This is a genomic window from Burkholderia sp. D-99, from assembly GCF_011605345.1.
Taxonomy (GTDB): Bacteria; Pseudomonadota; Gammaproteobacteria; order Burkholderiales; family Burkholderiaceae; genus Burkholderia.
Genome location: NZ_JAAOXM010000004.1, coordinates 405,353 through 430,983 on the forward strand (window position 1 = coordinate 405,353; position 25,631 = coordinate 430,983).

Consider the following 25,631-nt stretch of genomic DNA (forward strand, 5'->3'; position numbering starts at 1 on the left):
CGATCCGGCATGACGCGACGCCGCGCGGCCCGCGCCGGCGTCGCCGCCCACTCGTTCGTCAGTTCGACGACAGCTGCCGCGCGTCGAACCCGTCGAGCAGCGCACGCGCTCAGAACACCGCGTGCCCGCTGATCACGCTCGGCAGCCACGTCGAGAAGAACGGCAGGTAAGTGACGATGTTGATCGCACTGAAGATCGCAAGGTAATACGGCCACGCCATCTTCGTGGTCTCCCCGATCGACACGTTGCCGATCGCGCAGCCGACGAACTGCACCGAGCCGATCGGCGGATGCACGAGGCCGAGCGAGCAGTTCAGCAGCAGCATGATCCCGAACTGCACCGGCCCGACGCCGCACGCCATCGCGATCGGCAGGAACAGCGGCGTCGTGATCAGGATGTGCGCGGCCATGTCGACGAACGTGCCGAGGAACACCTGGATGATGTTGATGTACAGCAGCATCAGCCAGGGCGCCGCGGTCGACTGCTTCAGCAGCCCCTCGATCGCATCCGGAATCTCCAGGTACGACATCTGGAAGCGCAGCATGTTGGACACCGCGATCAGCAGCAGCACGACACCTGTCGTACGCGCCGCATGCGACAGCGCGCGGCGCAGCTTCTCGGCCGTCAGCGTGCGGTACACGACTGCGGTCAACACGAGCGAGTACACGACGGCGATCGCGGCGGCTTCGGTCGCGGTCGCAATCCCCTTCGCGACGCACACGAGGATGATCGCGATCACCATCAGGCCCGGCACCGCGCCGACGAAGCTGCGCAGCACCGCATACCAGCCGGGGAACGCGGGCAGCGCGGACGAACCGTCTTCACGGCGCGGATAGCCGTGGCGCACGGCCTGCCAGTACGCGGCGGCGAGCACGAAGCCCATCACCCACAACACCGGCAGCAGCCCGGAGAACAGCAGGTCGCCGATCGACACGCCGCTCACCGGCTGGCCGTGCAGCATCCCGGTGATGCCCTGCGCGGCGAACGCGTAGATGATCATGTTGGTCGACGTCGGCATCAGCGCGCCGGCGAGCGACGCATGCGTCGTCACGTTGACTGCGTACGCGGCGCTGTAGCCTTCGCGCTTCATCAGCGGAATCACCACGCCACCCATCGCCGACGTATCGGCGGTCGGCGAGCCCGACACGCCGCCGAACAGCGTACACGCGACGACGTTCGCCATCCCGAGGCCGCCGCGGAAGTGGCCGACGGTCGCCTGCGCGAAGCGCAGGATCCGGTCCGCGATGCCGCCGTGCAGCATCAGTTCGCCGGAGAAGATGAAGAACGGCACCGCGAGGAACGAGAACGCATTCATCCCCGAGATCATGGCCTGCATCGCGGTCGCGATCGGCAAGCCTTCGACCATATAGGTCAGCACGCAGGCGATGCCGAGCGCGAACGACACGGGCACGCCCAGCACGAGGAAAATCAGAAAACTGACGGACAGGATCGCGAGTTCCATGGCGTTATTGTCCCGGCGAAGAACGACGAAGCGCGAGCAGGTGCTCGAGCGAGAAGAGAATGATGGCGACCGCCGCGGGCATCGCGATCAGGTAGCGCACGCCTTCGGGCAGCCCGATGATCGGAATGCGGTCGCCCATCGTCTCGGCGGCCATGCTGCCGCAGCCGGCCATGATCATGATCGCGAACGCGATCAGGCTCAGGTGCTGGATTGCGATCACCACCGTGCGCGACTTCGGCGGCAGCCGGCGCACGAGCGAATCGAGGCCGATATGGCCGCCGTCGCGCACCTTCATCGCCGCACCGAACATCGCGATCACGATCACGAGCAGCAGCGCGATCGGCTCCACGAAATCCGGCGCGTTCTCGAACACGTAGCGCATCACGACCGCGTAGAACACCAGCACCGTGAGCACCGCGAGGCACGCCGACGCGATCACGGCCAGCACGCGGAACAGCACGTCGTTCACGCAGCGCAACAGCGGCGCCGCATGCGGCCGCGCCGGCGCCGTGCCGTCCGGGGCGGCCGCCCCACCCGCGGCCGCCGCGCCGTTCAGGGAAGTACGACGCGTCACTTGGTGGCCTCGATCTCGTCGACGATCTGCTTCATCTGCGGCGTCTTTTCATACTTGGTCCACAGCGGCTGCATCGCCTTCACGAACGCCGCGCGATCGATCTGCGCGGCCGGCAGGATCTTCGCGCCGCCCTTCGTCACCATCTGCTGCGCGGATGCCTCGCGTGCCGTCCACAGCTTCTGGTAGTACGGCACCGAATCGGCCGCGGCCTTCCTGATCGCGGCCTGCTCCTGCGGCGACAGCGTGTCCCAGATCTTCTTCGAGAACACCAGCACCTCCGGCGTCATCGCGTGCTGCGTCTCCGAGTAATCGGGCGCCACTTCGTAGTGCTTGGTTTCCTCGTACGACGGCATGTTGTTTTCCGCCGCGTCGACGAGGCCCGTCTTCAGGCCCGTGTACACCTCGGCGAACGGCATCGGCGTCGGCGTGCCGCCCATCGCCTTAATCTCGTCGACCATCAGGTCCGACGGTTGCACGCGTACCTTCAGCCCCTTCATGTCGGCCGGCGAGCGCACCGGGCGCTTCGCGTAGATCGAGCGCGCGCCGCTCTCGTAGAACGTCAGCGCGATCATCCCCTTCGCGGTGAATGCGTCGAGGATCTTCTGGCCGGCCGGGCCGTACATCGCCTTGCGGAAATGATCGACGTCGCGGAACAGGAACGGAAACGACGGGATCAGCGATTCCGGCACGATCTCGTTGAACGACGCGCCGTTCACGCGCGCCATGTCGATCGCGCCGATCCGCACCTGGTCCACCGTGTCCTTCTCCGAGCCGAGCGCGCTGTTGCCGAACACCTTGATCGAATCCTTGCCGCCCGTCTGCTTCGACAGTTCGTCGCCCATGAACTTCACGGCCATGTTGGTCGGGAAGTTGTCGCCATGCACGTCCGCCGAGCGGAACACGCGCGCCTGGGCGGACATCGCGAAGCCGGCCAGCAGCGCGACGGCCAGAACGGTACGGGAGCCGGTGAATCGGTGCTTCATGGTGAGTCTCCTTGATGGTCGATCGTTGTTGTGTGGCGATCCGTCGGCAGGCACATGCGTCGGCGAGACGCTCCGCTGAATCGCAGAGTCATACGTCGTATGACGTGTTGACGCGAATGTACGTCGGTTAATCGTTTAACTCACTTGGTGCATACCCGTAGAGCCGCTGTCACGAAGGGTTTTGAGCAAATTTCGGGGAATCGTGTTCTCTGTTTAGGCGAATTTATGCGAAACGTTTTCCGGAAACGGGTTCGCATTCAAGCCGGGTAGCCGCACGACCGCTTCCGCCGATACTGGAAACCAATCTTTCGCGTCGCTTTCGCATATTGTAGGATGACCGACTTCTGTGGCAGCACGGTGGCACGGTGGCACGGTGGCACGGTGGCACGGTGGCACGGCGGCACGGAGGCACGGAGGCACGGAGGCACGGAGGCACGGAGGCACGGAGGCACGGAGGCACGGAGGCACGGAGGCACGGAGGCACGGCAGCACGGCAGCACGGCGGCGCGATGCCACGAGCACGCGCCGGCCGCGCACCGCGCTCGGCGCCAACCAGGAAGGAACAACAGGGAATTCGTGCAACGGCAGGCACCGGCGCCTGCCGCGTCGTCACGTCTGCATGACCAGCGACGTCAGCTGCGCCGCGCGCGTCACGGCCGTTTTCGCATAGATCGATTTGATCTGCGTGCGGATCGTGCCGATCGACACGCCGCGCAACCCGGCGCATTCCTGCGGCGACAGCCCGTCGCAGCACAGCAGCACGGCGAGATCGGCCTCGGCCGACGACAGCCCGTAGAACACCCGCAGCCGTTGCGCGCGGGCCGACGGCGAACGCAGGTCGGCGGCCGTCATCAGCGTCGCGACGCCCGGCCGCTCGCGCATCAGGCGCGACTGCTCGGGCACCGGCATCAGCGCCAGCGGCAACGGTTCACCCGTTGCGCGCCGCAACAACAGCCCGCCGCGCGCATACGCGTGCCGCCATTGCGCATCGTCGACGCAGCCTTCCGGCGCGAAACGCCCGTTCACGACCCGCAACGCCGGCTCCGCCGCGATCAGTTGATCGGCCGCGCGGTTCGTATAGCGCAGTTCGCGCTGCGCGCCGAGCAGGAAGACCGGCACCGGAATCGCATCGAGCGCCGATTCGGCGGCGGCCACGCGCGCTTCGAGCTCGCCGATCCGCGCCTGGATCTGCAGCGCGCGGCTGATATGCATCCCCATGGTTTCGATCGCGTGGCGCTGATCGTCGGAAAGCCCCTGCGATTCAGGCCCGCTCTGCACGCTGAGGAATGCGCCGGAGCCCTCGCTGCGATGAATGTACAGGCCCGAGATGCTGCCGAGCCCGTAAGGGTGAAGGAACTCCTGATAGAACTCGCTGTGTGCGCGCTGGTGCGCGGACAGGTGCTTGACGTCCTCGAACCAGCGGCCCGCCGGCCAGTTGCCGGCGACCGGCACGACCGGGTCGTACAGATAGAACTCGGTGTTGTACGTGTGATAACACGCGGCGACCCATGACGCGTCGTCGCCCGCCGCCTGCTCGATCGCCGGCACCCGCGCGGCGGCGTCGAACGACAGCAGCGTGACCATGCGCACGCCGACCCACGATCGCAGCCCGTCCAGCACCGTTTCCCACCGTTGATCGCCCAGTGCCGCAGCGTAGACGTCATCGATCCATGCCGATGGAATCAACCCGTTCATTTGCATCTGGCCACCCCGCGCCGTGCGTTTTTGTCGAACGTCTTCTGCGCATCTTAGTCAATCGGCGCCATCGTTTGAATCACTCGTTTGCGTTTGATCGAAATACGACGTTTGTTACCGCTTATCGTCAGACGTAATGGCCGTTTTCCCGGTTTTGCAGCCCAATTGAATCCGGCGCGCACAGTGCGGCCCGCTTTTCATCCGGATCGCGGTATGCCATGATGCGGCGCATGACGATTCGAAACACCACACCCTCGCTGCACCATCACCACGGTCGCCCCCTGTTGCGCCGTGGCTCGTTTCGCATCTAGCAATTGCATCGGGTAAATGCCCGATCAAGACGACAACCAAGGCGCCTTCGGCGCCTTTTTTGTTTTTTGCCGCCTTAAAAACCTGCTGCGCCGATCAATCGATACCGTACGGAGTGTTTTCAATGCAACAGCCCTGGAAAGAAGTCGCCTTGTCGGATTTACCGCTGCGCGAGGACCTCAAGTTGCAGCACGCGTACGGGGCGCCGCAGCTCGACGTGCCCGTCTGCCTGAACGTCAACGAGAATCCCTATCCGCCGTCGCCCGCGCTCGTCGAGCGCATCGCGACCGCGGTGGCCGACGCCGCGCGCGCGGCGAACCGCTATCCCGATCGCGACTTTGCCGAGCTGCGATCGCATCTGGCTGCGTATCTGACGCACGACACCGGCGTGACGGTCGGCGCATCGAGCGTCTGGGCGGCCAACGGCTCGAATGAAGTGATCCAGCAGATCCTGCAGGCCTTCGGCGGCCCGGGGCGATCGGCGCTGGCCTTTACGCCCGCCTATCCCATGTATGACGAATACTGCCGGACGACTTTCACACGCCTGCATACGTTGCCGCGCACCGAGGATTTCGCGCTGGATCTCGATCAGGCGCTCGACAGTATCCGCACGCATCAGCCGAGCGTGGTGCTGCTGACGTCGCCGAACAACCCGACCGGAACCGCGCTGCCGGTCGGCGATATCCGCGCCATCCTCGACGTCGCGCCGGGCGTGGTCGTCGTCGACGAAGCCTATGCCGAGTTCCGGCGCCACGGCGTCCCCAGCGCGGTGACGCTGCTGCCAGATCATCCGCGGCTCATCGTGACCCGCACGTTGAGCAAGGCGTTCAAGTTCGCGGGCGGCCGTGTCGGATATTGCGCGTGCGCGCCCGCGATCGTGCAAGCGCTGAAGCTGGTTCGATTGCCCTACCACCTGTCCGCCTTTACCCAGGCGGCGGCCTGCGCGGCGCTCGTGGCGCGTGACGAGATGCTGTCGCAAGTCGAGGCGATCAAGGCCGAGCGCGATGCAACCGTCGGCTGGCTGCGTGACCTGGGCCTCACGGTGGCCGATTCCGATGCCAATTTCGTGATGTTCGGCGAGTTTGCGGACCGGCACGGGATCTGGAGCGGCCTCCTGCGCCATGGCGTCCTGATTCGCGAATCAGGCCCGCCGGCGTATCTTCGCGCGTCCATCGGTACCGCCGCGGAGATGGCAGCATTCCGTGCGGCCCTGCTTGACGTGATGGCGCTCGCATGAGCGACCGGCCATCCGGTCGACGACGCGATGGAGCACACGCCCGCGCCGTATCCGACGATGCACTTACTTCATCGTCGCGAATCGCAGCTCCATCTCGTCGATTTTCGCGAGCACCGCTTCGCTGAGCTTTCTGATGTGGCGCGGCACATCGGGCGCCGACAGCAGCTCCTCGATTCGCCCGCGCCAGTAGCTCGGATGCCGCACACGCCCCGCGCCCGACATCGACACATCGTCAGCGTTCTGCTCGCTGTCCAGGAGAGCCACCATTCTCTGGATGTGAGAGAGCTCTCGTTCCACATAGTCTCGTGCCAGCATATTGATTGAAATTCCCCGAAATACGACAGCAGGCCTTCCGTCATCAACGCGCCATCGTGTTGCGATGAAAACCGCTCACCGCACACGTCGAGCGCCATCGTACGCAGAAGCTGTGTCAGTAAACCGCGTGGGCATGTGTTGATTTCGACACGGCATGGCGGGGCTGCCCGTTTGTTCTGATGCCATCCGGCCCCGGATGCCCTGTGGCCAATCGTAGGCTTACCGTCGGGCAATGGCATCTCCCAAAGTGGGGATGCCGGTTGATATTGTCGGAGTATTGGTTTCCGGAGATTGCGGGGGAGTCGGGAGTCGCGCGGTACGCATGCGGTTGCCGGCTGGAGACGAATTCGCGATCGGCTTACTACTTGAATGGCATGCAGCCGGTGCACTGCCGCCGGGCAGGCAGGTGGCGAGGATTGGCGGCGCGAACGGGTGTAGTCCGAGGTTCGTGCTCACGACGATTGCGGACGGGAACGTGCGGCGCCGTACGCTTCGGCCTCGGCAACGTCGGCACCCTGCTCTACTGGCCAGCGCGCAAGATCGTCCGGACACGGGGCGAGCGACGGCGTAGCCCACTTGCCCGCCCGCCGCGCGCATTCACATCGCCGGTATCGAATACCGCCTGAAGCTTCGCGAGGTTCTCTTCGTCAAGCAACCCTTCTTCGGCGGCAGTCTTTTTTTGGCATTGCAGGCGCTTGTCGTCACTGGCTCGCGCGTCATGCGCGGATATCCGAATGTTTCGCGGAACTACACACCCGCGAGATGCGACCCGTCGGAATCAGATACCGGCATTGCCCTGCTTCAACCCGAAAATGAAATCCGCTTCCACCGATGCGCCTTTGGGCAATTGCAGCACGCCGACCGACGTACGCGTATGAATACCGGCGTCGCCAAGCACCGCATACAAAATGTCGGATGCGCCGTCGGCCACTTCGCTTTGCATCGTGAAGCCGGGTGCACTTCGCACATACACGGTAATGCGTGGCACCGTCACTATCGCGCCGAGCGTGCCACAGCGCTTTCGGATCAACGAGAGCGCACGCAGCGCCGATACGCCGGCAGCCCGGCGACCTTCGTCGAGCGAAACGGATTCCCCCACTATGCCGACGAAATGCACCACTTCGCCGATTCGCGGAATCTGGCCGGCAATGTAGGCCGTGTTCCCGTCGACCAGAACGGGGGTGTACTTTCCGCCGATCCGGATTTCCTCGTCCGGATTGAAGCCGAATTCGGCGGCGACCTCGATCAGCTTATCGTCCCTGTTCATTAGTGAATTCCCCGATACTTCAGAAAAATGTAAAGAGTCGTTAAATCTCTGCTGCTTGTCTCCTGGAAGAAAACCCGCCGCGCACGGTCAACGTGACGTGCCGCTTCCGTTAAAGATGCACGGGCAATCCTCCAGGTCTTCTTCAATGTGACACACTTCTCAGGTGTTCGAAGCAGTCTTGCATCGCCTTATCGATGACAAAAAACGTAGTCGACGAGAATTTCCTAAAAATTTGCCGGTGAAACCGCTATCATGTGTGTACCTAACCCGAAGAGCGATACATGGCAACGTACAAGGAACTGAAAGCCCAAATGGATGCTTTGGCCGAGAAAGCCGAAGCAGCACGTGCCGCGGAATTCCAGGCGATCGTCGACGACATCCGCACCAAGGTTGCGGAATTCGGCATTACCGAAAAGGATATTTTCGGTAGCCGTCGCGGCCGTCCGGCCAAGCAAGCGGCCGCCCCCGTGCAGGCAAAGTATCGCGACCCGAAGTCCGGGGCAACCTGGTCGGGCCGTGGTCGCGCGCCCGCATGGATCAAGGACGCAAAGAATCGCAATCGATTCCTGATCCAGGAATAAGGTTCTCGACGTGCACCGGCGCGCGGTTTTGCGCGCCGTCCTGCTATTTGGGCATCGATACCGGCGGTATTCAACGACCGCACCGGGTTGATGAAGCTTTGTCTCATTCGGCGCGTGGCGGTTTGCTACGCGCCGAATCGCATTCAGCCCCGCCCGATATTTCCTGATTCAACGTTCGTAATAGATCGCAAGCCAGACGGATTGCGCTTCTTCGTGCGTCCAAGCGACGCGATGGCGGCAATGCGGCTCGATCAGCACGTAGTCGCCAGGATGCATTTCATGGCGCGCCGGGCCTTCTTCGAATTCGAGCACCGCCGCACCCGACAGCAGCACGACCCATTCGGCGCGTGAGTCGTCATACCAAAAGCCGTCGGGGCTCGTGTGGCCCATCGAGATGATTCGCTCGACGTTCAGACGCTGGCCCGTGACGAGGAGGTCGATTTGTTCATCGTCGCCACGATTGCCTTCGGCGGTGAACAGGTTGCCGGTTTGAAGTTGCATGGGTTGGCCTCGTGGGTGAGGTTTGGGGAGATGGGCGCCAGGGTTGAAGGCGGCGGGGAATGTTCACTGTAGCCCAATGGACGCTGTTGGAACGGGCTCGTTTCGTTGGGAAGGGTATGGTGGCGTGTAGGTTTGCGCGCCGGGTCTTGTCAGAGGAGACGCAGGCACTGCCGCATCACGGGAGTCACGTTTGCAGGTGCTGCCGTGTGTTGAGTGCTCATCGGACGAGGAAAAGTCACCTTGGCCGCCCGAGTTTATCGGCGGCCTGGACATGCGAGCGCGACGCTCGCTTTCCATTCCAGGCCGGCGGAGGCGCGGTTAGCTGATCGACAGGTGATATTGCACCAGTCCCGTATGTTCGATCCGCTCCTTGACAGCAAATCCATGGCGTTCATAGAACGGAATATTGCGCGGCTCCGCGGTTTCCAACGAAATCGTCCCGGATGGTTCGATCTCACAAAGATGCGCCAATGTCGCATTCAGGAGCGTCGACCCGATCCCTTCGCCTTGCCCCTTCGGGGATACCCCGATGAACTCAATCCAGCTTGTATTCGCATCAGTGGAGTTCGAGGCGGAACGCTCGCGAAGCAGGTCGATTCTTCCCAACGACGATTCACCACAACCACTTGCAATCTGACGTCCCAGTTCGGCGAGGTTGCCTGGCGATTCGGCGCACGATGCCGGTGTGAAGTAGCTCACGGCAACGAGGTCACCGTTACGCCACGCACCCAAAGCAGGCATGAGAACATCGTGGTGATATCTCAAATAGCTTCTTAGATAATTTGTCCGGCGCTCATCGAATCCGCGGTTTTCAGCGAACAGGCACCAGGCAAGTGTAGGGTCTTGTTTGAACGCTGAATCCAGCAAAACCAGCGCCGATTCAGAAAACTGATGTGGTAACGGTGCTACCGATAGTTTTGTGCCGTGCATGTTCGGTTCGGGCAGCAGGCGATCGTTGAGTGAGTAAGAGAAACTTGTCGTGACCTGCGGCGGAATATTGCAGCCAATCAGGCAGTGAGTCTAGCGTCGATATTATCGGAATCCAGCCAGGCTCGACGGACCATGGCGGGAGGTTGATAGCGATGCGCGCTATGGGGCCGGCGCTCGTTATAGAATTGCCGCCATCGTTCGATGAGCACCTTGGCCTCGGCCCGGCTGCGGAACCGTTCCCGGTTCAGGGACCTGTCCGTCGTTTTGTGGGCGGCCCACCAGCGGGGCGAGCTTTGACCCAGTTCGGCCACGACCGGTCCGCGCTTCCATCACTCAACTGATTCAAACCCTATATGTGGCCCTTCCAAAAGCGCGCGGCGGCCTCGCCAGCACACCCCGCCCCGCCCTCAGAAAAGGTCGTAGAGGCTGCGACCGCTCCAGGCGGTCAGGCTTACTGCTGCGTTGAATTCGAATCGAATGGCGAGAAGGCTTTACAGCGGCTGACGGAATTCTTTGACCTCGTGAAGGCAGCGAAAGATAGCGATGTGCCCGCAGACGAGTCGCAACTATCGGCTTATCTGACCGATGGTGAGCGCTCCTACTTTTCGAACCTGACCGCGGAAGAAATGGCCGAATGGAACGAATATTGGTTCTCCACGCCGCTTCCGAAGCGACATTCCCCTGAGATGCCGACGCCGCAGTGGGACTTCGCTTCCATGCTTGATGCATTCTGGAATGGGGACTACGACCTCATCGCAATCCGGCCGCGAGCAACACGGCATGCGTTGGAGTTCAACCCGCATGGGTACCCATTTGGCGGCACCGGCAGTCTTGTTGCGCTGGTTGAGTGTTTCGGCCATCAAATCGTCGGCGTTGATGACGGAACGGGATATGAGAAATACGTGCCACGTACGAACATCTGGAAGCCGCGTGCCGGCCGTGTTGTCTGACCTCGCATCGCGGCCGCACCGAATGACTGCTTCGGGGCAAGACCGATGACCGCGTGGGGTGGCGGTTTCCGCCGGCCACCGCTGACCACCGCCGGCAGTTGCCGGCTATGACCGGTCATTGACGAAAATCCCCGATTGCGGACATTCCAGATCGATGCGGTTATGCTCATGGTCTGGGTCGCCGATTTGTACAGAGTTTTAATGGCGGTGATTCCCGAGTTGATCTTCCGCAATGTCATTCACCGGGGGCTCGTCGGCAATATGACGGGCCGGAGTTCTGGCGCACAGCGATAAGCAGGGAGCCAAACCGCTCTCGACAACAAAAAGTCATGCATCTTTCAAACTCGGCGGGAAATAGCAAGATGTCCGACAGACCAAAGCTCGTATACGTAGTGGCAATGCCCTTGGTTACCTACGTCGTGCTGACCACAGTCCGGCTCGAGTGGGGCAATCTCGAAGGCGCTCAGCTCTTCTCCATGGTCAAGCACCTGGTTGTCGTTCTGCTTCTTGTCGCGTCGCTTTTCTTTTACTTGCGCGCGGGGTGTTGGGCTACTTTGGCGTGGTGCATCTTCGCCCCGTTAGAACGTTACGGCGCTCTGTTTAGTGCGTTCTCGTCAGTTGCGGCAGGAGGGGCGTGGTCCTTGGCGGGAGTGGATGTTGTTCGAATCCTTCTGCTATTCATTGCGTGCCTGCTTTCGGCAGCATTAGCGTTCGTTGTGCAATTTCGGTCACCGGCCGCCACCCAAGCTTCGGCCGATGCATAACGCTGCAATCAACCTGACCTACGCGGTAAGCCGCGCAGTCCGGTTATTGACACGTTGAGCGTCTGCTTTCCTGAGTATCGACAGTCGGTTTTGGATCGATTGCTTTCGAATGACGATCTCACCGTTGAGTGTGCCGATATTCACCTGCCGCCGTTGCACCAGATGAGGCGTGCTTGACTTCGGCGCTTCAAAAAACGCGACCTCCTCGAATAAGTCGCCAACCACTCCAGCGCGAGCGTGCCGGTACTCCGGATCCGGCTCATGAGCCTGGGGGGCGGGTTTAGAGGAAGGTTGAGCGGAAATTCGGGACGCGTTTCAAGGGGAGCGTGAGCCTGAGCGAGGCGGAGTCCGAGAACGCGCGAGCCGAACACATCGTCGCAGGACGAAGCGCACTTGAGGTATAAAATCCGGCAAACTACACACTGTTCCTGAAACGAAATGAATGACAGATCCCTTGACCTGATTCACATTCACGAGGATGACTGGGCTCTGCGTAGCCTTCACCCTGTCGCTGTCCAGCATGAAGTCGCTAGCGATCTTGAAGCGTCGCGAGATGCCAGTAAAAAAAACGAAGCGCCGTCGCGAGTTGGCTGGACTGATCTACACATCATTCAACAACCTTCGACAAACTACGCCCAAGCTGGGCTTCGCTTGACTGATGTCGCCGCAGTTCTGGGCTCGATCATGCCCCGGGTCAAACGCTTTTACGCAACAGCTTCCGCCGGATTTGACCTGGCGAGACGAGATCCCTATGGTTCCTATGACGACGATGCCTGGTGCTTCGGACACCAGCATTGTTATCTCAAGGTGGAAGTCAAAGACGATCTTGTAACGGAAATCTGGTTCGATTTCTCCAGCTCAGACGCCGCAGATGCTGATGCGTTGCGCAACATGTTCGAGGCAATCGACCGGCTCGTGCCTAGCATGGTGGCTGACTACTGCATGGGCACCCCAGGTCTGGTCGCGGACCGCCAATTTCTCGATATGTACTTCCAGCGTCTAATGACAAACTAACGGACGCTCGTCGCGTTCCTCTGGATAGGCCGAATTCGCGACAGCCTGTAAGGCGCTCCGCTCGTGTTGGCGCCGCTGCATGATCTGTTGTTCCGCGCTCGTTGCCGATAGTCTGCCCTTGCCCGCTTCCCTGAATCGCTACGGGTGGCACCGTTGCATTCAGCGCACACGCTTCATGAAGCTTTAGGCCGCGAATCGAATGGCCGCTTTGTAGTGCGGATTCAACCCGTCGATACACCGGCTGAGCGCTTGCATCAATTCGTTGCATCGACGGGTTGAATCCGCAAGCGAAATGGCTGTCTCTTATAGGTCGGCTACGATCGGCCAGCTCAGGCCGTAGTCGACCAAGAACGATCGCTCGACGCCACATGCTAGTCTGTTGATAATCAGGATATGATCGGCCGACGCAAGGTGACAGTGGTTACCCAAACAATCGCGACCGATACGTCTTTTGCGCATTTCTTGCCGGAGTTCTTTGTGTACATTGACGTGCCCCGCGGTCTCGTATTCTTTGACCAAACTGACTCGTTCCTTCCCAAGCCGGCGATAGTGCAATACGACCGGGATTCGGGAGCGATTACATCGGTCGCCGGCGCGCAGACGGACGACACAGTGTGCGATGTGTCGCGCGATGGCCGTCGCCTTGCACTAGCATCGGCGTCGTGGATAATCGCACGCAATACCAACCGTAGCCGCTTGAGTTTCGTTGCCGATGGTGCCGTACTGCATCAGACCGACAAGTTTCTGTCGTTCTGGACGCGTCTGGATCCTTCCGGGCGCTATGCGCTGGTAAGCGCCTTCAAGAGCAATGACAGAGGCCGTCCAGTGGTGATCGATCTGGACACAGGTGAGTATAGCGATCCTATCGCGCGTGATTTGGATGCACGTTTCGGCGACGTGGATCCGGTCGAGGGACTCCTGTGGGCTCCGGACGAACGAACCAAGAATTCGGTGCTGACTGTGAATTGCCGCAGCGGCGAGATCAACAAGATCAATCTCCCGGTGGGCGGCAAGGTCAAGCGCCTGCGCTTTGCGCGAGATGGGTCAGTCGTGTTCGTCGCCGGCGATAACAATCAATTGCTGTGTTGTGACCGGGATGGCTCAGCAGTATGGTCGCGCGATATTGGTGAATTTGGCGAGATTCGCTCGGCCAACATGCTGTTTAATGAGAGTGGCAGCCATTTTTGCTTACCCTTGTCGGAAACGGCACGCTGCAATTGGGGCGAGGATCTGGTGATCGACTCGCATACCGGTGCGGTCGAACATGCCATTCAACGTCACCGTGCACCGCCGGCGCGACTGGCAGCAGATTGGTTCGGCGACCGGTTGCTGACGCATGGCGGTGAAATCGTCGATTTTTATACCGGCAAGGTGATGGACATGTTGCCGTTCAAAAGCGCGCAGTAGCGCGATCGCGGGGAACCTCGGCTGCTGACATCTGCAATGTCCAGGTATGCGCCGCGTCATCGTGATCGCTTGGCGGCGCTTGTCACGTACGACTGCTTACGTCGTGTTCTTCGCATACGGCGTCGTTCCGGCGAAGGTTCGTGACGCATTCTTTCGAACCCGACGTCCTCACATGGATGCACCGGGGCTTTTCTGCCGCGTTCGTCGAGGTTGGATTCAAGCTCGCCCTGCCGCGCCCCCCCCTATCTCGGCAATACGTGGACGTTCGGACGCCATCGCGTAATGACACCCGCTCGCTTCGGGAAAGCCCACAGTAAATCGCCTTCTGATTCAATCTAAAGCGCGCCCTATTCAATGCCGCTCTTCACAGCAATTGAATGACCGAACTGTGTCGGTTTATGCCTGTTGCATAAATCTCTCCGCCGGATCGAGCGACACCGCGTCCGCGACAGACCGATTGCAACGTACCGCTCGTCAGCCAACGCGACACGCCCCGCGCCCACCTCACTCGGTCAGCAATTCAACGCCACGACGCGACGAAATCCCGACCAGCTGTTCGGCAGGCTGCGGCCGCGCGAACAGAAACCCCTGCACCTGGTGGCAACCGATTTCCTGCAGGAAAGCCAACTGCTTCTCCGTCTCCACTCCCTCCATCACGACATCGAGCCCCAGCGCGCGCCCCATCGCAACGATCGCGCGCACGATCGCGTCGTCCGTGCTGCCCGAACCGCAGTCCGTAAGAAACGACCGATCGATCTTCAGCGTATCGACGGGCAAATCCTTCAGATACACCAGCGACGAATAGCCCGTACCGAAATCGTCGATCGCCAGGCTGATCCCCCGCGTCGCCAGTTCGCGCAGCAGGATGCCGATTTCCTCGCGGGTGTTCATCGCCATGCTTTCGAGCAACTCGAGCTGCAGGCATTCGGCCGGCAACGCGGTTTCGCTGAGGATGGTCGTCAGGTCGCTGAGAAAATGGTCGGTAAAGCACTGCCGCGCCGACACGTTCACCGACACCCGCCCGAACTCGAAACCCTCGTCGAGCCAGCGACGCGCCTGCCGGCAGGCTTCGCGCAGCACCCACCGGCCGATCGGGACGATCAGCGCGGATCGCTCCGCCAGCCCGATGAAGTCGCCCGGCGGCACCATGCCCTTGCGCGGATGCAGCCAGCGCAGCAGCGCCTCCACGCCGACGATCCGGCCGCTGGCCAGATCGTATTGCGGCTGGTAGAACAGCCGGAATTCGTCCTGCTCGAGCGCGCGGTGCAGCTCGCCAAGCGTCTCCAACTGCTCCATCGCCGACGACGTCATCTTGCTCTCGAAGAACTGGAACACATTCCTGCCGCGGCTCTTCGCGCCGTACATCGCCTGGTCCGCGAGCAGGATCAAGTGCTCCGCCTCGGTGCCGTCGTCCGGATAGATGCTGATGCCGACGCTCGGCGTCACGAAGATCTCGCGACCGCCGATATCGATCGCCCGCCCCACTTCGTCCAGCAGCTTGCGTGCCACTCGCCCGACGTCGCGGACATCGTCGAACTCCTCGAGCACGAGTGCGAATTCGTCGCCGCCCATGCGCGCCACCGTGTCGTTCGCGCGCACTGTCGCGACGATGCGCTCCGCGACCCGCTTCAGCACCTCGTCGCCGGCGTTGTGGCCGAGCGTGTCGTTGACCAGCTTGAAGCGGTCGAGATCGAGGTACATCACCGCGACCTTGCGACCGAGCCGCTTCGCGTGAGCGATCGCGTGCGCGAGCCGCTCCTCGAACAGCGCACGGTTCGCGAGATCGGTTAGCACGTCGTGCGTGGCGAGATAGCCCAGCCGCTCCTCCGCCTGACGCCGCTGCGTGATGTCGGAGAAGATCGCCGCATAGTGCGAGATCTCGCCTTCGTTGTCGCGAATGCTGGTGATCGTCAGGTATTCCAGAAACAGCTCGCCGGTCTTGCGGCGATTCCAGATTTCGCCCTGCCAGTGGCCATCGGTCGTCAGCGAATGCCACAGCTGCTTGTAGAAGTCCGGCGTCTGGCGCCCGGAACTGAGCAGGCCCGGGTTGCGCCCGATCACTTCGTCCTCGGTATATCCGGTCAGGCGCGTGAAAGCCTGGTTGACGCGCTCGATCTTCGCGTGCCGGTCGGTCACCATGATGCCTTCGAGTGCCGATTCGAACACCCGATCGGCCATGCGCAGGTTGAAGCGCGCCAGACCCAGCGCTTCGTCGCGCTCGCGCAACGCGCTGCGCAGCTCATTCGCGTATTCGTGCTCGATGCTTTGCAGCACGTCCGCGAAACAGAGCAGCCCGGTCAGCTTGCCCGCCTCGTCCCGGATGCCGACGTGCCGCATATTGTGCTCGGTCATGAAGCGCTGCGCCGCATACAGGCTCTGCTTCGCGGTCAGCATCTGCAGCGGCTTGCTCGCATAGGCTCCAACCGCGCCGTGAGCCCCGCCGTCCGCCAGGAGCCGGACGATGTCACGTTCGGTCAGGATGCCGTGCTCACCGTCGTCGTAGCCGATGAGGATCGCATCGAGTCGTTGCGCGCGCATCCGTGCGATGACCTCGTGCAGCGCGACCTGCTCGGGCACCACGACGGGCGGATGGACGCGGATCGATTCGATCGGCTTCAGGTGCAGGAAGAATTCCGGCCCCTGGTTCACGACGATGTCGGTCTGCGTCAGCACGCCGATCGCTGTGCCATCGCGGACCACTACGAAGTGCCGCACGCCCGACTGCTTGAACTTCATCGCGGCCTCACCGAGCGGCGTATTGGCCTCGAGCGTCAGCACCGGCCGGCTCATCACCTCGCTGACCGGCCGGTCGAGCTCGTGCGGATCGTTGCCGGCCGACAGTGCATCATGCTCGGTCCAGATCCCGACGACCTGTTCATCCTCCATCACGACGATCGAACTGCAACGCTCGGTAAACATGCGTCGCGCGACTTCCCGCACCGGCGTGGCGGGCGCGCAGGACAGGATCTGACGCGCGACGAGGCGCGCAATCGGAATATCGTAGCTGCTCGGATACATTCTCTAACCAAGACGAAAAAACCTCGCCGGCGCACTTCGATCCGGCAACCTGCGGGCTCGCCCGCGGCGACAAGCACGGTGCGATCTCACTTGCCTCGAATGGTTGCGTACTCATCGAACTCGCAAACGGGGATTTGGCCCATCGCTTGATGCGTCGCGGCGGCGAGCGCGGCACATTGGCCCCGACACCGCATTTGACGATCCCTTGTCCAGCGGGTTGACACGCCGGAGCGCCGCCCTCTCGGAGGCAGTCGCCCTGAGTTAACGACAGATTCGGACAAGAGTTGAGTGCCGTGACGAAATCCGGGCTGCGCGCCGGCAAGTCGAGCGGCTGTGGGAGGGGGGGACGCGTCGATGCTCCCGCGACACCGCCAGCTTCATCAGGCCTTGGTGCTTCACGCGGGCGGCGAGATGTCGCATGCCCCGGCGATCCCGCTCATGGTGGGATGGACACCGGCCGCGACTGCCGTGAAGCCTGGGCGATCCGGAGGATCGCGACTTTAGATCGGGCGGACGGTTGCGCCCCGGCCGCTTTCTGCCGTCCGCCGTGAACACGCGAATCGTTGACGATCCGATCCACGTGGTCACGCGGAACCGGCAGAATGCTTCTAACCCGGAGTAATGCGTCCACTACTCCGGGCTTCCGAGCCTGCGATCAGAAGCTATGGTGCATACCGATGTTGACTTGAACCTGGTTACCGCCAGATGCGGTGTTGCCAAAGTCAGCAGCCGAAGCCTGCGCGCCTTGAGCATGGACATAGGCACCCACGGCGTAAACCGACGTGCGCTTCGACAGCGCGTACATGGCACCCAGCGACGCCTGGTTGATCGAAGCCATCGTGCGGCCTTCGGCAGCCTGGTTGGGCGTGGCGGCGGAACCGTAGACATACGTGTACCCGGTGGCCAGCGACAACGCCGGGGTGACCTGGTACTGCAGGAGCGCACCCAGCACGTTGAAGTGGATCGACGGCTGACCATTGTTGCCTTGGTACTGAGCGTTCGAGTACCGCAAGCCAGCCGTGTACGGACCGATCTGGTATTGAGCAGCGGCTTGAGCGATGCCCGCGCTCTTGAACGCATTGCCACCGTTGTAACCCGAGCTCGGATAGCCCAGCGCGGTACCGAAACCCGGTTGTGCCGTTGCGTTCAACCACCCGTTCTCACCCTGGTTTGCCGCGCGGAAGTAGCCGCCGGCGACCGTCAGGCCACCTTGAGCGTAGTTCGCCGCCACCGACCACGATTGCCCCGAACCCATCGCCCCGGCAACACCGCCGAACGAGTAAGCGCCTTCAGCCTGGAAGCCGTTGATGACTGGCGAAATGTACTTCACGGCGCTGTTTTGGTTCGTCGTGTTGTCGTTGTTGTCGACGTCGCCCGGGGTCGAGAATGTCGATGCCGAAATGGCGTCGCCCGTCAGTCCCTGCACCATTTCCGTCACGGCGTCGAGCTGGCGACCCATGCGCAGGGTACCGTACCGATCGGACGTGATGCCGACGTAGGCCTGGCGGTTGAACAGCGAACGCGTGGCACCAATGGGCCCTTGGCCGTTGATGCCGCCGGTACCAATGTTGAAACCGTTTTCGAGCTTGAATACCGCCTTGAGGCCGCCGCCGAGGTCTTCCTCCCCCTTGAGGCCCCATTTGTTCGAACCTACGGCACCGCCATCGAGGCCGAACCGCTTGTGGCCATTGATGTTCGAGGTGTAGCCGATACCCGAATCGAGCATGCCATACAGGGTGACCGACGACTGCGCCATTGCCGCCGAAGATGCTGCAAAAGCGGCAACAGCGATAACGCTGACGTTGATGTTTTTGTTTTTCATCTGTATTTCACTGTCAGGAGTGGTTTTGGGATTGTTTGAAACAGGTTGTGTTGTCTTCGAATGCAGATGACGGCGCACGGCACGCACGTCGTCTCAGCCGCAACGGCCAGCGTCATGTTCGAAAAATCGGCATACTGAGTTCGATAATTTCGTCATCCTCACAATTCAATGTGGAGAGGCACCTCACGTCTCGACCTGTCCGGCGCTCATCCGGTTAGAACAATCGCGGCGCCCCTACCGGACGAAAACCGCCGCCTTGCTTCCGTTCTCGCTCCAGCTATCCGGCACCGTGGATCGAGAATGTGCCGAACCGCCTGTTTTCAGCACAAGCACCTTGCCTTCCAGCTTCGGCAAAACTTCACCGTCGATCACGTAAAGGAACTCGCCCCCGCGTGGTGACTTCCTAGCGCGTCTTGTCCACGAGCGTGCGCAAGCGGATCCATTCGAACTGACGTTCTCCTACCGTATTCGTGATCCGGGTGAACAGACAGGCCGAATCCGCGAAGCCGAAAAACTCGAGTGGATCACCGCGCTTGGCCGAACGTTCCTCCGATGGCATTTCGAAGAAGTGCTGCAACATCACGCTCAACGCTCGTGCGATACCCGCACGCGCGGTCGGCGATGACGAAACCGGACCACGCTCCACCTGCGACAAAGGACGGCCTGGAAACACCGGCCGCCCTTGCAGGCTGATTGAGCGCCCGGTTCAGCCGCTGGCGAAGTGCGCAAAGCGCTTCGCCAAACACCCACAGAACCGGACCGCGCTTTGCAGGCGTAAAGACCATATCAGGAACATAAATAGTCGTCAAAATTTGTTTGATATAAGTTAATCTGGTTTGATAACCTTTCGCCATGCCGGAATTACCCTTACAGGAGCTGGCACGAGGACACAGCGATAGCAAGATCCGCGCCGCCACTCCGTGCACAATCAGACAAAAATCCGGGGGCGAACACGAGCGCCTATGCCGCGACTGCAGGCGATCTCTCCCTGACGTCGCTCCGCACCTGAAATGGCTGAGAGAAACAGGTATCCTCGCTGGCATCGCGGGGAACCACCCCGTTGAAACCGAAGATGCGCTCTACTCGCTCGAAGTGTTCGCAGATATCGAGGCTTCCGTCACTTCCGGATCTGTTACCCGGACTTTGATGCTTTCGCGACCGCGTGTGACTGCTTTCGGGAAAAGCGCCTGGCTGCTTCCGGTACCAGAATGAATTCATGCCCCATTCGTCTCCGCGAACACGTACCGTCCGACATCGATCGATTTTGCGAATTGCAGATGAGTCCGCAAGTGGCCCGCTATGTGTCGTGGCTCCCGCGAACGAGAGTGCAATGTGAGCATGCGTTGGCAGACGCGATCACACAGCAACGTTGCGCGGAGCGGATACGCTTCTTCTATGCCGTTGAATGCCGGCATGCGAAGGGGATGATCGGGAGTATCGGGTATACGATCCGCGACTCGGCTTCGGCCGATTGTGGCTGGTTTTTGTTGCCCGACTTCTGGGGAAAGGATTACGCGGCTCACGCGATTCGTGCGCTGCTCGTTCTCGCGTTTGAGTCAGGCAGGATTGTGCGCTTGACGGCGTCATGTTCGATCGAGAATCGAGCCTCTCTTCGCGTAGCCTAAAAATGCGGGTTTCGCCTGATAACCAGGAGCGGCGACCGATACCGCTTCGAAATCCGCAAGGAAGAGGTCGATCTCCACGGCGTGAAGACGTGAACCTGGTGACGGTTCAAATGGTTGAGCGTTGGCGAGGAGTCGGCGGCCGCCATCGGCGGCGGCGGCCGTCGACACGGCAGAATCGTCTTCGTAGGACCGCATTCAGCCAGTTTCGATCACTCAGCCCCGGTATCTAGATCGTCCGGAATCGATATATAAAAAGTGACAGAGTTCGTCTGTCGACTTTAATTGCAGACGCAAACGGATACGATCACAGTGGTTAGGGTGGACGAAGACGCCACGCAGGAAATTTCCCACTGGCAACGCGATGGCAGCTCGGCTCAACCATCATCGAACTAGCTATTTCCTGCCAACTGGAGATGGGGCAAACTCCTAACGGCGCATCAGCAGTATTGCTGATGCGCCGCATCAACCTAAATCAACCACCTCTGCGATTCCCGAGGCGGTTCACAAATCTGTAGCCACACTCAAAATGAAAGGAATATGAAATATGACGACTATAAATCCCGGTCCGAAACCCAAACGAGAGGATGGCAAAGATGACCGGAGGCATCATGTAAATCCTCCAACCAAACCCAAACATCCCACCCTCCCCATTCACGATCCAAAGAAAAAGTGAATACGTGAGCGATCTTGATGAGGGTAGCTCACTTCTGGTCTGTTCACTAAGCCACCTTTCGGTGGCTTCTTTGTTTTCGATCTCCACGATTCCGTCACCGCAACAGTAAGCTCGTGCGGAACAGCCATTCGGTGCGCCACCTGCTCGGGTTATATTCGCCGGTCAATACACTTGAATGTCTGCTGTTCGGCAACATGATCGACCGCGTCGGGCGGCAGCCGGCCAGAAAGAGACCGTCGACGCTTGTATCAAGATTGACGACCATCCAAACCATCCCAACCAAGGCAAAACAATGATGACTTCCGGCGACGGCCTGACCAGTCCAGCGCGGCTCCTGCGACTCGCCTCATGGGTGATCGCGATCATCTTCGCCGTCTTCCTGAACATGCTCGGCAGTCTCGTGATCCGCGACATGGCGTTCGCCCCGAGGGGCGGTCCGCCCGTCATCGAGAAATTCGCTGATGCGCAGGCGAAAGCGCGGCTGGACGCGGCGCGGCGCAATCTGCAGGCGCAGCACGACGCGCTTGCCGAGAAGGCCGACACGATGGAGGTCGCGCGCGGCCGCGCCGCGAAGGAGTACACGGCCGAGAAGGAAAGTTTCCGCAACTGGTTGGCAACCCGCTCGGTGACGGGAGACAGTTCGAGGGACCCGGACATTCTGGCGAGAACCCGCAAGCTGGATGCGCTCCAGGCAGTGGTGGTCAACTGGCAGCATCAGATCGATGCGATCAACGACCAGCAACGGGCACTGGCATCGCAGCAGACTCAAGTGGACACGCAAATCGCCGAAGCGGACGCGGCCGCCGAACGGCGCTTCGACGAGGCGACACGGCATTACGAGTTGCAAGTGTTCGGACTGCGGCTTGCGCTGACGCTGCCGATACTGCTGGTTGCGATCTGGCTGTTCATACGCTACCGCAAGATGCGCTACTGGCCTTTCGTGTACGGTTTTGGCCTGTTTGCACTGAGCGCGTTTTTCATTGAACTGGTCCCGTACTTGCCGAATTTCGGCGGCTATGTCCGGGTCCTAGTCGGCATTGCGCTCACGGTATTCGCCGGCCTTTACATGATGAAGGCCTTCCAGCGCTATGCCGAGCGCAAACGGCTCGAATTGCAGCAGGATCAGGGAGAACGCGCGCGCACGATCGGATACGAAAAAGCCGTTCGCTCGCTCGAAAAAAAGCGCTGCCCGTCGTGCGACAAACAATGGAATCTCGGCGGCGACGACTCCACGTTCTGCGTCCATTGCGGATTGAAGCTCTTCAATGTATGCGAATGCGGCGGCCGGAATTTCTTCTTCTTCCCGCATTGCCATCAATGCGGTACTGCGCAGGGAAACGAGTTGCCGGCGTCATCCGACTGACGGTCAGCATGTTTGCAACACGCACTGGCGCCGCCGTACGAAGGCTGTCGCGGGTTGTCGATTTCCATTGCGGGTCAGGTTGGATCAGTCGCGGATTGTCGAAGCGGGCAGCGACCGGGTCCGGCCACGAAGGGACGCCCGGCCTGACGCGAGAATCGTCGGCAATCGCAGGGGAAACCATACTCGCTCAAAGCCACCCCGGTACACGGCCAGTCAGAAGATAGGTTGATTGTTCGAATCAAGATTGACGTTTCGCTCGCGAATTTACACAATTTCCTCTGGCCATTTTGACGGAACGAGGAACGCGAATGGATCAACCCAAAGCTTGCATGGTCGCCGCCGACGCCGCACCGCGCACCAAACCCTCAAATTACCCGGAGCCGTTTGCGTCTCGCATGACGGGACGAGAGAAGAAACCTCTTGGCGATCCGTTCGGTTTGAGTCAGTTTGGTGTGAACTTGACGACATTGAGCCCCGGCGCGGTGTCTGCGCTACACCATCAGCACTCGAAACAGGACGAGTGGGTGTATGTCCTCAGCGGTGAGGTCACCCTCTACATCGGTGAGGAAAACTATCTAATGCGCGCTGGAATGTGTGCGGGGTTTCGCGCGAATGGCACGCCGCACCATCTACAAAACAACTCGACAGGCGATGCCACGATCATCGAGGTCGGCAGCAGGGTATCCGACGACGCAGTGAGCTATGCAACGGACGATCTCGTTGCTGTCATGGGTTCAAACGGACAGTGGGCTTTCGAGCACAAGAACGGTGAACCGTATTGATCTCGATGTCTGCTTTAGAGCGAGCTGAACGTCCCCGCTGGTTCGACTACGGCCGACCAGCGTAGCGCAAAGCGAAGATATCGACTCGAGGTGCCCGTCGCTCGTGACGGGCTTAATCCGCAGCCCTCTGCGGACGGACGCGAGCTGATGCTGTCACGCGGACGTCCGACCGACACCTTCCCCCCGCTTTACTGCCATTCACCGGGATGACAGATCACCCAACCCGGATGGTAGCTATCCATGTCCGTGTGACCCCAGCACCAGCCGTGCTGGCGAATGGTCTTCATCGCCAGTTCGCGTTCTGCGCAGGCACTTCCCGGAGCATATTGCCCGTTGGGCAATAGTTTCGGTGCCGCGCCGTTCCTGCATTTGTCATCGACCGCTTCCTCCTGACGCATCAATGCCTGAACATCGGGTGGAATGGTGCGGGCCAACGTAGCCTTGTATTCGATGCAGGCTGCTGCCTTGGGATCGTTGGACTTGCTGGCACATCTGGACTGGAGCTTGTCGATGTTTCTCGACACTTCCGGCGGGTACGTCTCGGCGTGCGCCGCAGTCATACATCCAGCCAGCAACAGGCAGGCGGCGGCAAGAGATCGGATCAAAATCATTTCGCGAAGGACACGATGCGTCGGGTAGCCCGGGAACGGGCGAATTATGGCATGTGCGCGTTTTCAACGTCCCGCGCTGCAGTGGTGTCGGACAACCGCCGGCGCCGCAACGGGACGCTCATGAACACGGTCAGCGACACGCGGATTGCTCCAGTCGCTCGATGTAAGCGTCGCCCCATTGCTTCATCGCCTCGAGCACAGGGGCGAGCGTTCTTCCGAATTCGGTCAACGAGTATTCGACGCGGGGCGGAACCTCGGCGAAAACCGCGCGGGTCACGATGCCATCCGACTCGAGCTCGCGAAGCTGAAGCGTCAACGAGCGCTGTGTCACCGTTCCGATCAAGCGGCGCAATTCGCCGAACCGTTTGGTGCCGCCCAGCAGATAGTGCACGATCAACGGCTTCCATTTCCCCCCAGCGACATCGACCGTCGCTGCAACCGAGCATGGATACGTGCTAACCGAAGATGTCATGCCGGCTCCCAATAGGATAATTTCTTTCCCTATATATCAAAGACGTGCCTTCTTGTGCAAAAACGGTCGACCACCGATAGTCCCCGCTTCGTTGTACCGGCCGCCGATAACCGGCGATCGGACTCATTCAAGGGATCAGATCGATGAAGGCCGCCTATTACGAACGACAGGGCAAAGCGTCGGAAGTGTTGAAGCTCGGAGATTTTCCGGTTCCGCAACCGGGCCCGGGCGAAGTCCGGGTGCGAATCCACGCGTCTGGCCTGAATCCCAGCGACATCAAGGCGCGTACCGGCTTCTCCGGCCCTTCCGCATTCCCCGTGGTCATTCCGCATCAAGATGGTGCCGGCGTGATCGACGCGGTCGGTGCCGGCGTTGCGCCGACACGGACAGGCGAACGGGTATGGCTGTTCGAAGCGCAGTATCGCCGCCCCTTCGGCACGGCTGCGGAATATGCGGTCGTTCCCGAAGCACAGGCCGTTCCTTTACCCGACAACGTTTCGTTCGAGGTCGGCGCCTGCCTGGGCGTTCCGGCACTCACGGCCCATCGCTGCCTCTTCCCGGACGGCGACATCAAGGGGCGCGCGATACTCGTCCAAGGCGGCGCGGGCGCAGTCGGAACCGCAGCAATCCTGCTCGCGAAATGGGCCGGAGCGTGGGTCGCGACGACCGTTTCAACGCCCGGTCAGGCAGACGCTGCGCAGCGTGCAGGTGCAGACCTCGTGATCAATCGACGGCTGCAGGATGTGGCCGCGATCGTGAAGTCGGCAACCCGGCAGCGGGGAGTCGATCGTATCGTGGAAGTCAGTCTGCAAGACAACCTCGAAATCGACATGCGTTGCCTGGCTAATGGCGGCACCATCAGTTCCTATGCCGTGGGATCCGCGGCCGATCACTTGTCGCTTCCCCTGCTCGAGGCCATGATCGCCGGCTGCACATTCCGGTTCGTCTACATTTACACCGTCCCGGCGGCCGCCAAGTCCGCAGCCGTTTCAGCAATCGGCCGATGCCTCGAGGACGGTGCCTATGTGCCGACCATAGGCATGCAAGTCACACTCGACGCCATCGTTGAAGCCCATCAGGCTCAAGAAACCGGCCAGGTTATCGGCAAGATCATCGTCAAGCCGTCGCTCGTCCGGTCGCATGGACCGGTGGACGTTCAGCCGAATAGTTGAGCACCGCAAGGACGTGTCGACAAGCCCACGTCCCCGCTTTCGCAAGCTGCGTCGCCTCCGGCGAGGGACGGCCGGGATTCGCGAGGCCCCCGGCGCGAGATCGA

23 protein-coding genes and 1 pseudogene are annotated in these 25,631 nt (G+C 61.0%); 9 read left to right on the forward strand and 15 right to left on the reverse strand.

What is annotated here, in order from left to right:
- Positions 1-109: 109 nt before the first annotated feature.
- From HAV18_RS19000 to HAV18_RS19015, 4 genes are all read right to left on the reverse strand, one after another.
- Positions 110-1,462: a TRAP transporter large permease gene (locus tag HAV18_RS19000; RefSeq protein WP_039347791.1), complete on the reverse strand. Its 1,353-nt coding sequence runs from the start codon at positions 1,460-1,462 to the stop codon at positions 110-112.
- Positions 1,463-1,466: 4 nt separating this feature from the next.
- Entirely contained in the window at positions 1,467-2,036 is a 570-nt protein-coding gene (locus HAV18_RS19005; RefSeq protein WP_166958494.1) for a TRAP transporter small permease, read from the reverse strand.
- Positions 2,033-3,019 carry a TRAP transporter substrate-binding protein gene (locus HAV18_RS19010; protein WP_166958496.1) on the reverse strand — a complete coding sequence of 329 codons (987 nt, stop codon included), beginning with the start codon at positions 3,017-3,019 and terminating at the stop codon, positions 2,033-2,035. The genes HAV18_RS19005 and HAV18_RS19010 overlap by 4 nt, the downstream gene beginning before the upstream one ends.
- 609 nt (positions 3,020-3,628) lie before the next feature.
- Positions 3,629-4,714 carry a helix-turn-helix transcriptional regulator gene (locus HAV18_RS19015; RefSeq protein WP_243771702.1) on the reverse strand — a complete coding sequence of 362 codons (1,086 nt, stop codon included), beginning with the start codon at positions 4,712-4,714 and terminating at the stop codon, positions 3,629-3,631.
- A gap of 370 nt (positions 4,715-5,084) precedes the next feature.
- Between HAV18_RS19015 and HAV18_RS19020 the strand changes: the two genes are divergently transcribed.
- Positions 5,085-6,260, forward strand: a complete 1,176-nt coding sequence (locus HAV18_RS19020; protein WP_243771703.1) for a histidinol-phosphate transaminase — start codon at positions 5,085-5,087, stop codon at positions 6,258-6,260.
- Positions 6,261-6,323: 63 nt separating this feature from the next.
- On the opposite strand, the gene HAV18_RS19025 is transcribed toward HAV18_RS19020, so the two are convergent.
- Both HAV18_RS19025 and HAV18_RS19030 read right to left on the reverse strand, forming a co-directional pair.
- Complete coding sequence (locus HAV18_RS19025) at positions 6,324-6,575, reverse strand: hypothetical protein (protein WP_166958500.1); 252 nt, start codon at positions 6,573-6,575, stop codon at positions 6,324-6,326.
- A gap of 778 nt (positions 6,576-7,353) precedes the next feature.
- Positions 7,354-7,842, reverse strand: a complete 489-nt coding sequence (locus tag HAV18_RS19030) for a RidA family protein (protein ID WP_166958502.1) — start codon at positions 7,840-7,842, stop codon at positions 7,354-7,356.
- A gap of 281 nt (positions 7,843-8,123) precedes the next feature.
- Between HAV18_RS19030 and HAV18_RS19035 the strand changes: the two genes are divergently transcribed.
- Positions 8,124-8,423 carry an H-NS family nucleoid-associated regulatory protein gene (locus HAV18_RS19035; protein ID WP_166958504.1) on the forward strand — a complete coding sequence of 100 codons (300 nt, stop codon included), beginning with the start codon at positions 8,124-8,126 and terminating at the stop codon, positions 8,421-8,423.
- 168 nt (positions 8,424-8,591) lie between these two features.
- On the opposite strand, the gene HAV18_RS19040 is transcribed toward HAV18_RS19035, so the two are convergent.
- The 3 genes and pseudogenes from HAV18_RS19040 to HAV18_RS19050 form a co-directional block, all read right to left on the reverse strand.
- Positions 8,592-8,924 carry a cupin domain-containing protein gene (locus HAV18_RS19040; protein WP_166958506.1) on the reverse strand — a complete coding sequence of 111 codons (333 nt, stop codon included), beginning with the start codon at positions 8,922-8,924 and terminating at the stop codon, positions 8,592-8,594.
- A gap of 318 nt (positions 8,925-9,242) precedes the next feature.
- Positions 9,243-9,854 carry an N-acetyltransferase gene (locus tag HAV18_RS19045; RefSeq protein WP_166958508.1) on the reverse strand — a complete coding sequence of 204 codons (612 nt, stop codon included), beginning with the start codon at positions 9,852-9,854 and terminating at the stop codon, positions 9,243-9,245.
- A 77-nt stretch (positions 9,855-9,931) separates the two neighbouring features.
- Positions 9,932-10,120, reverse strand: a pseudogene (locus HAV18_RS19050) (integrase core domain-containing protein); the annotation flags it as partial.
- A gap of 87 nt (positions 10,121-10,207) precedes the next feature.
- On the opposite strand from HAV18_RS19050, the gene HAV18_RS19055 reads away from it, so the two are divergent.
- From HAV18_RS19055 to HAV18_RS19065, 3 genes are all read left to right on the forward strand, one after another.
- Positions 10,208-10,804, forward strand: coding sequence for a hypothetical protein (locus tag HAV18_RS19055; RefSeq protein ID WP_166958510.1), 597 nt, complete (start codon positions 10,208-10,210; stop codon positions 10,802-10,804).
- A gap of 1,202 nt (positions 10,805-12,006) precedes the next feature.
- The gene (locus HAV18_RS19060; protein ID WP_166958512.1) at positions 12,007-12,582 is read left to right on the forward strand and encodes a hypothetical protein; all 576 of its coding nucleotides are present in this window, start codon (positions 12,007-12,009) and stop codon (positions 12,580-12,582) included.
- A 393-nt stretch (positions 12,583-12,975) separates the two neighbouring features.
- On the forward strand, positions 12,976-13,989 hold the full coding sequence (locus tag HAV18_RS19065; protein WP_208102018.1) for a hypothetical protein: 1,014 nt from the start codon (positions 12,976-12,978) through the stop codon (positions 13,987-13,989).
- Positions 13,990-14,493: 504 nt separating this feature from the next.
- Here HAV18_RS19065 and HAV18_RS19070 read toward each other — a convergent pair.
- From HAV18_RS19070 to HAV18_RS40390, 3 genes are all read right to left on the reverse strand, one after another.
- On the reverse strand, positions 14,494-17,007 hold the full coding sequence (locus HAV18_RS19070; RefSeq protein ID WP_166958514.1) for an EAL domain-containing protein: 2,514 nt from the start codon (positions 17,005-17,007) through the stop codon (positions 14,494-14,496).
- A 655-nt stretch (positions 17,008-17,662) separates the two neighbouring features.
- The gene (locus HAV18_RS19075; protein WP_166958516.1) at positions 17,663-18,829 is read right to left on the reverse strand and encodes a porin; all 1,167 of its coding nucleotides are present in this window, start codon (positions 18,827-18,829) and stop codon (positions 17,663-17,665) included.
- A 524-nt stretch (positions 18,830-19,353) separates the two neighbouring features.
- The gene (locus HAV18_RS40390; protein ID WP_407062430.1) at positions 19,354-19,683 is read right to left on the reverse strand and encodes a hypothetical protein; all 330 of its coding nucleotides are present in this window, start codon (positions 19,681-19,683) and stop codon (positions 19,354-19,356) included.
- Between the two features lie 423 nt (positions 19,684-20,106).
- Here HAV18_RS40390 and HAV18_RS40395 point away from each other — a divergent pair, with 423 nt between their 5' ends.
- Positions 20,107-20,454, forward strand: coding sequence for a GNAT family N-acetyltransferase (locus HAV18_RS40395; RefSeq protein WP_407062431.1), 348 nt, complete (start codon positions 20,107-20,109; stop codon positions 20,452-20,454).
- Here HAV18_RS40395 and HAV18_RS19090 read toward each other — a convergent pair.
- Complete coding sequence (locus tag HAV18_RS19090; RefSeq protein WP_166958520.1) at positions 20,413-20,649, reverse strand: hypothetical protein; 237 nt, start codon at positions 20,647-20,649, stop codon at positions 20,413-20,415. The genes HAV18_RS40395 and HAV18_RS19090 overlap by 42 nt on opposite strands.
- A gap of 773 nt (positions 20,650-21,422) precedes the next feature.
- Here HAV18_RS19090 and HAV18_RS19095 point away from each other — a divergent pair.
- Complete coding sequence (locus tag HAV18_RS19095; protein ID WP_407062433.1) at positions 21,423-22,490, forward strand: hypothetical protein; 1,068 nt, start codon at positions 21,423-21,425, stop codon at positions 22,488-22,490.
- Positions 22,491-22,798: 308 nt separating this feature from the next.
- A complete protein-coding gene (locus HAV18_RS19100) occupies positions 22,799-23,272 on the forward strand; it encodes a cupin domain-containing protein (RefSeq protein WP_166958523.1) in 474 nt (157 codons plus the stop codon).
- A gap of 188 nt (positions 23,273-23,460) precedes the next feature.
- On the opposite strand, the gene HAV18_RS19105 is transcribed toward HAV18_RS19100, so the two are convergent.
- Both HAV18_RS19105 and HAV18_RS19110 read right to left on the reverse strand, forming a co-directional pair.
- Positions 23,461-23,883 carry a hypothetical protein gene (locus HAV18_RS19105; protein WP_166958525.1) on the reverse strand — a complete coding sequence of 141 codons (423 nt, stop codon included), beginning with the start codon at positions 23,881-23,883 and terminating at the stop codon, positions 23,461-23,463.
- A 130-nt stretch (positions 23,884-24,013) separates the two neighbouring features.
- Positions 24,014-24,355, reverse strand: a complete 342-nt coding sequence (locus HAV18_RS19110) for a helix-turn-helix domain-containing protein (RefSeq protein WP_166958527.1) — start codon at positions 24,353-24,355, stop codon at positions 24,014-24,016.
- 143 nt (positions 24,356-24,498) lie between these two features.
- Here HAV18_RS19110 and HAV18_RS19115 point away from each other — a divergent pair, with 143 nt between their 5' ends.
- Positions 24,499-25,527, forward strand: coding sequence for an NADPH:quinone reductase (locus HAV18_RS19115; protein ID WP_166958529.1), 1,029 nt, complete (start codon positions 24,499-24,501; stop codon positions 25,525-25,527).
- The last annotated feature ends 104 nt before the right edge of the window (positions 25,528-25,631 follow it).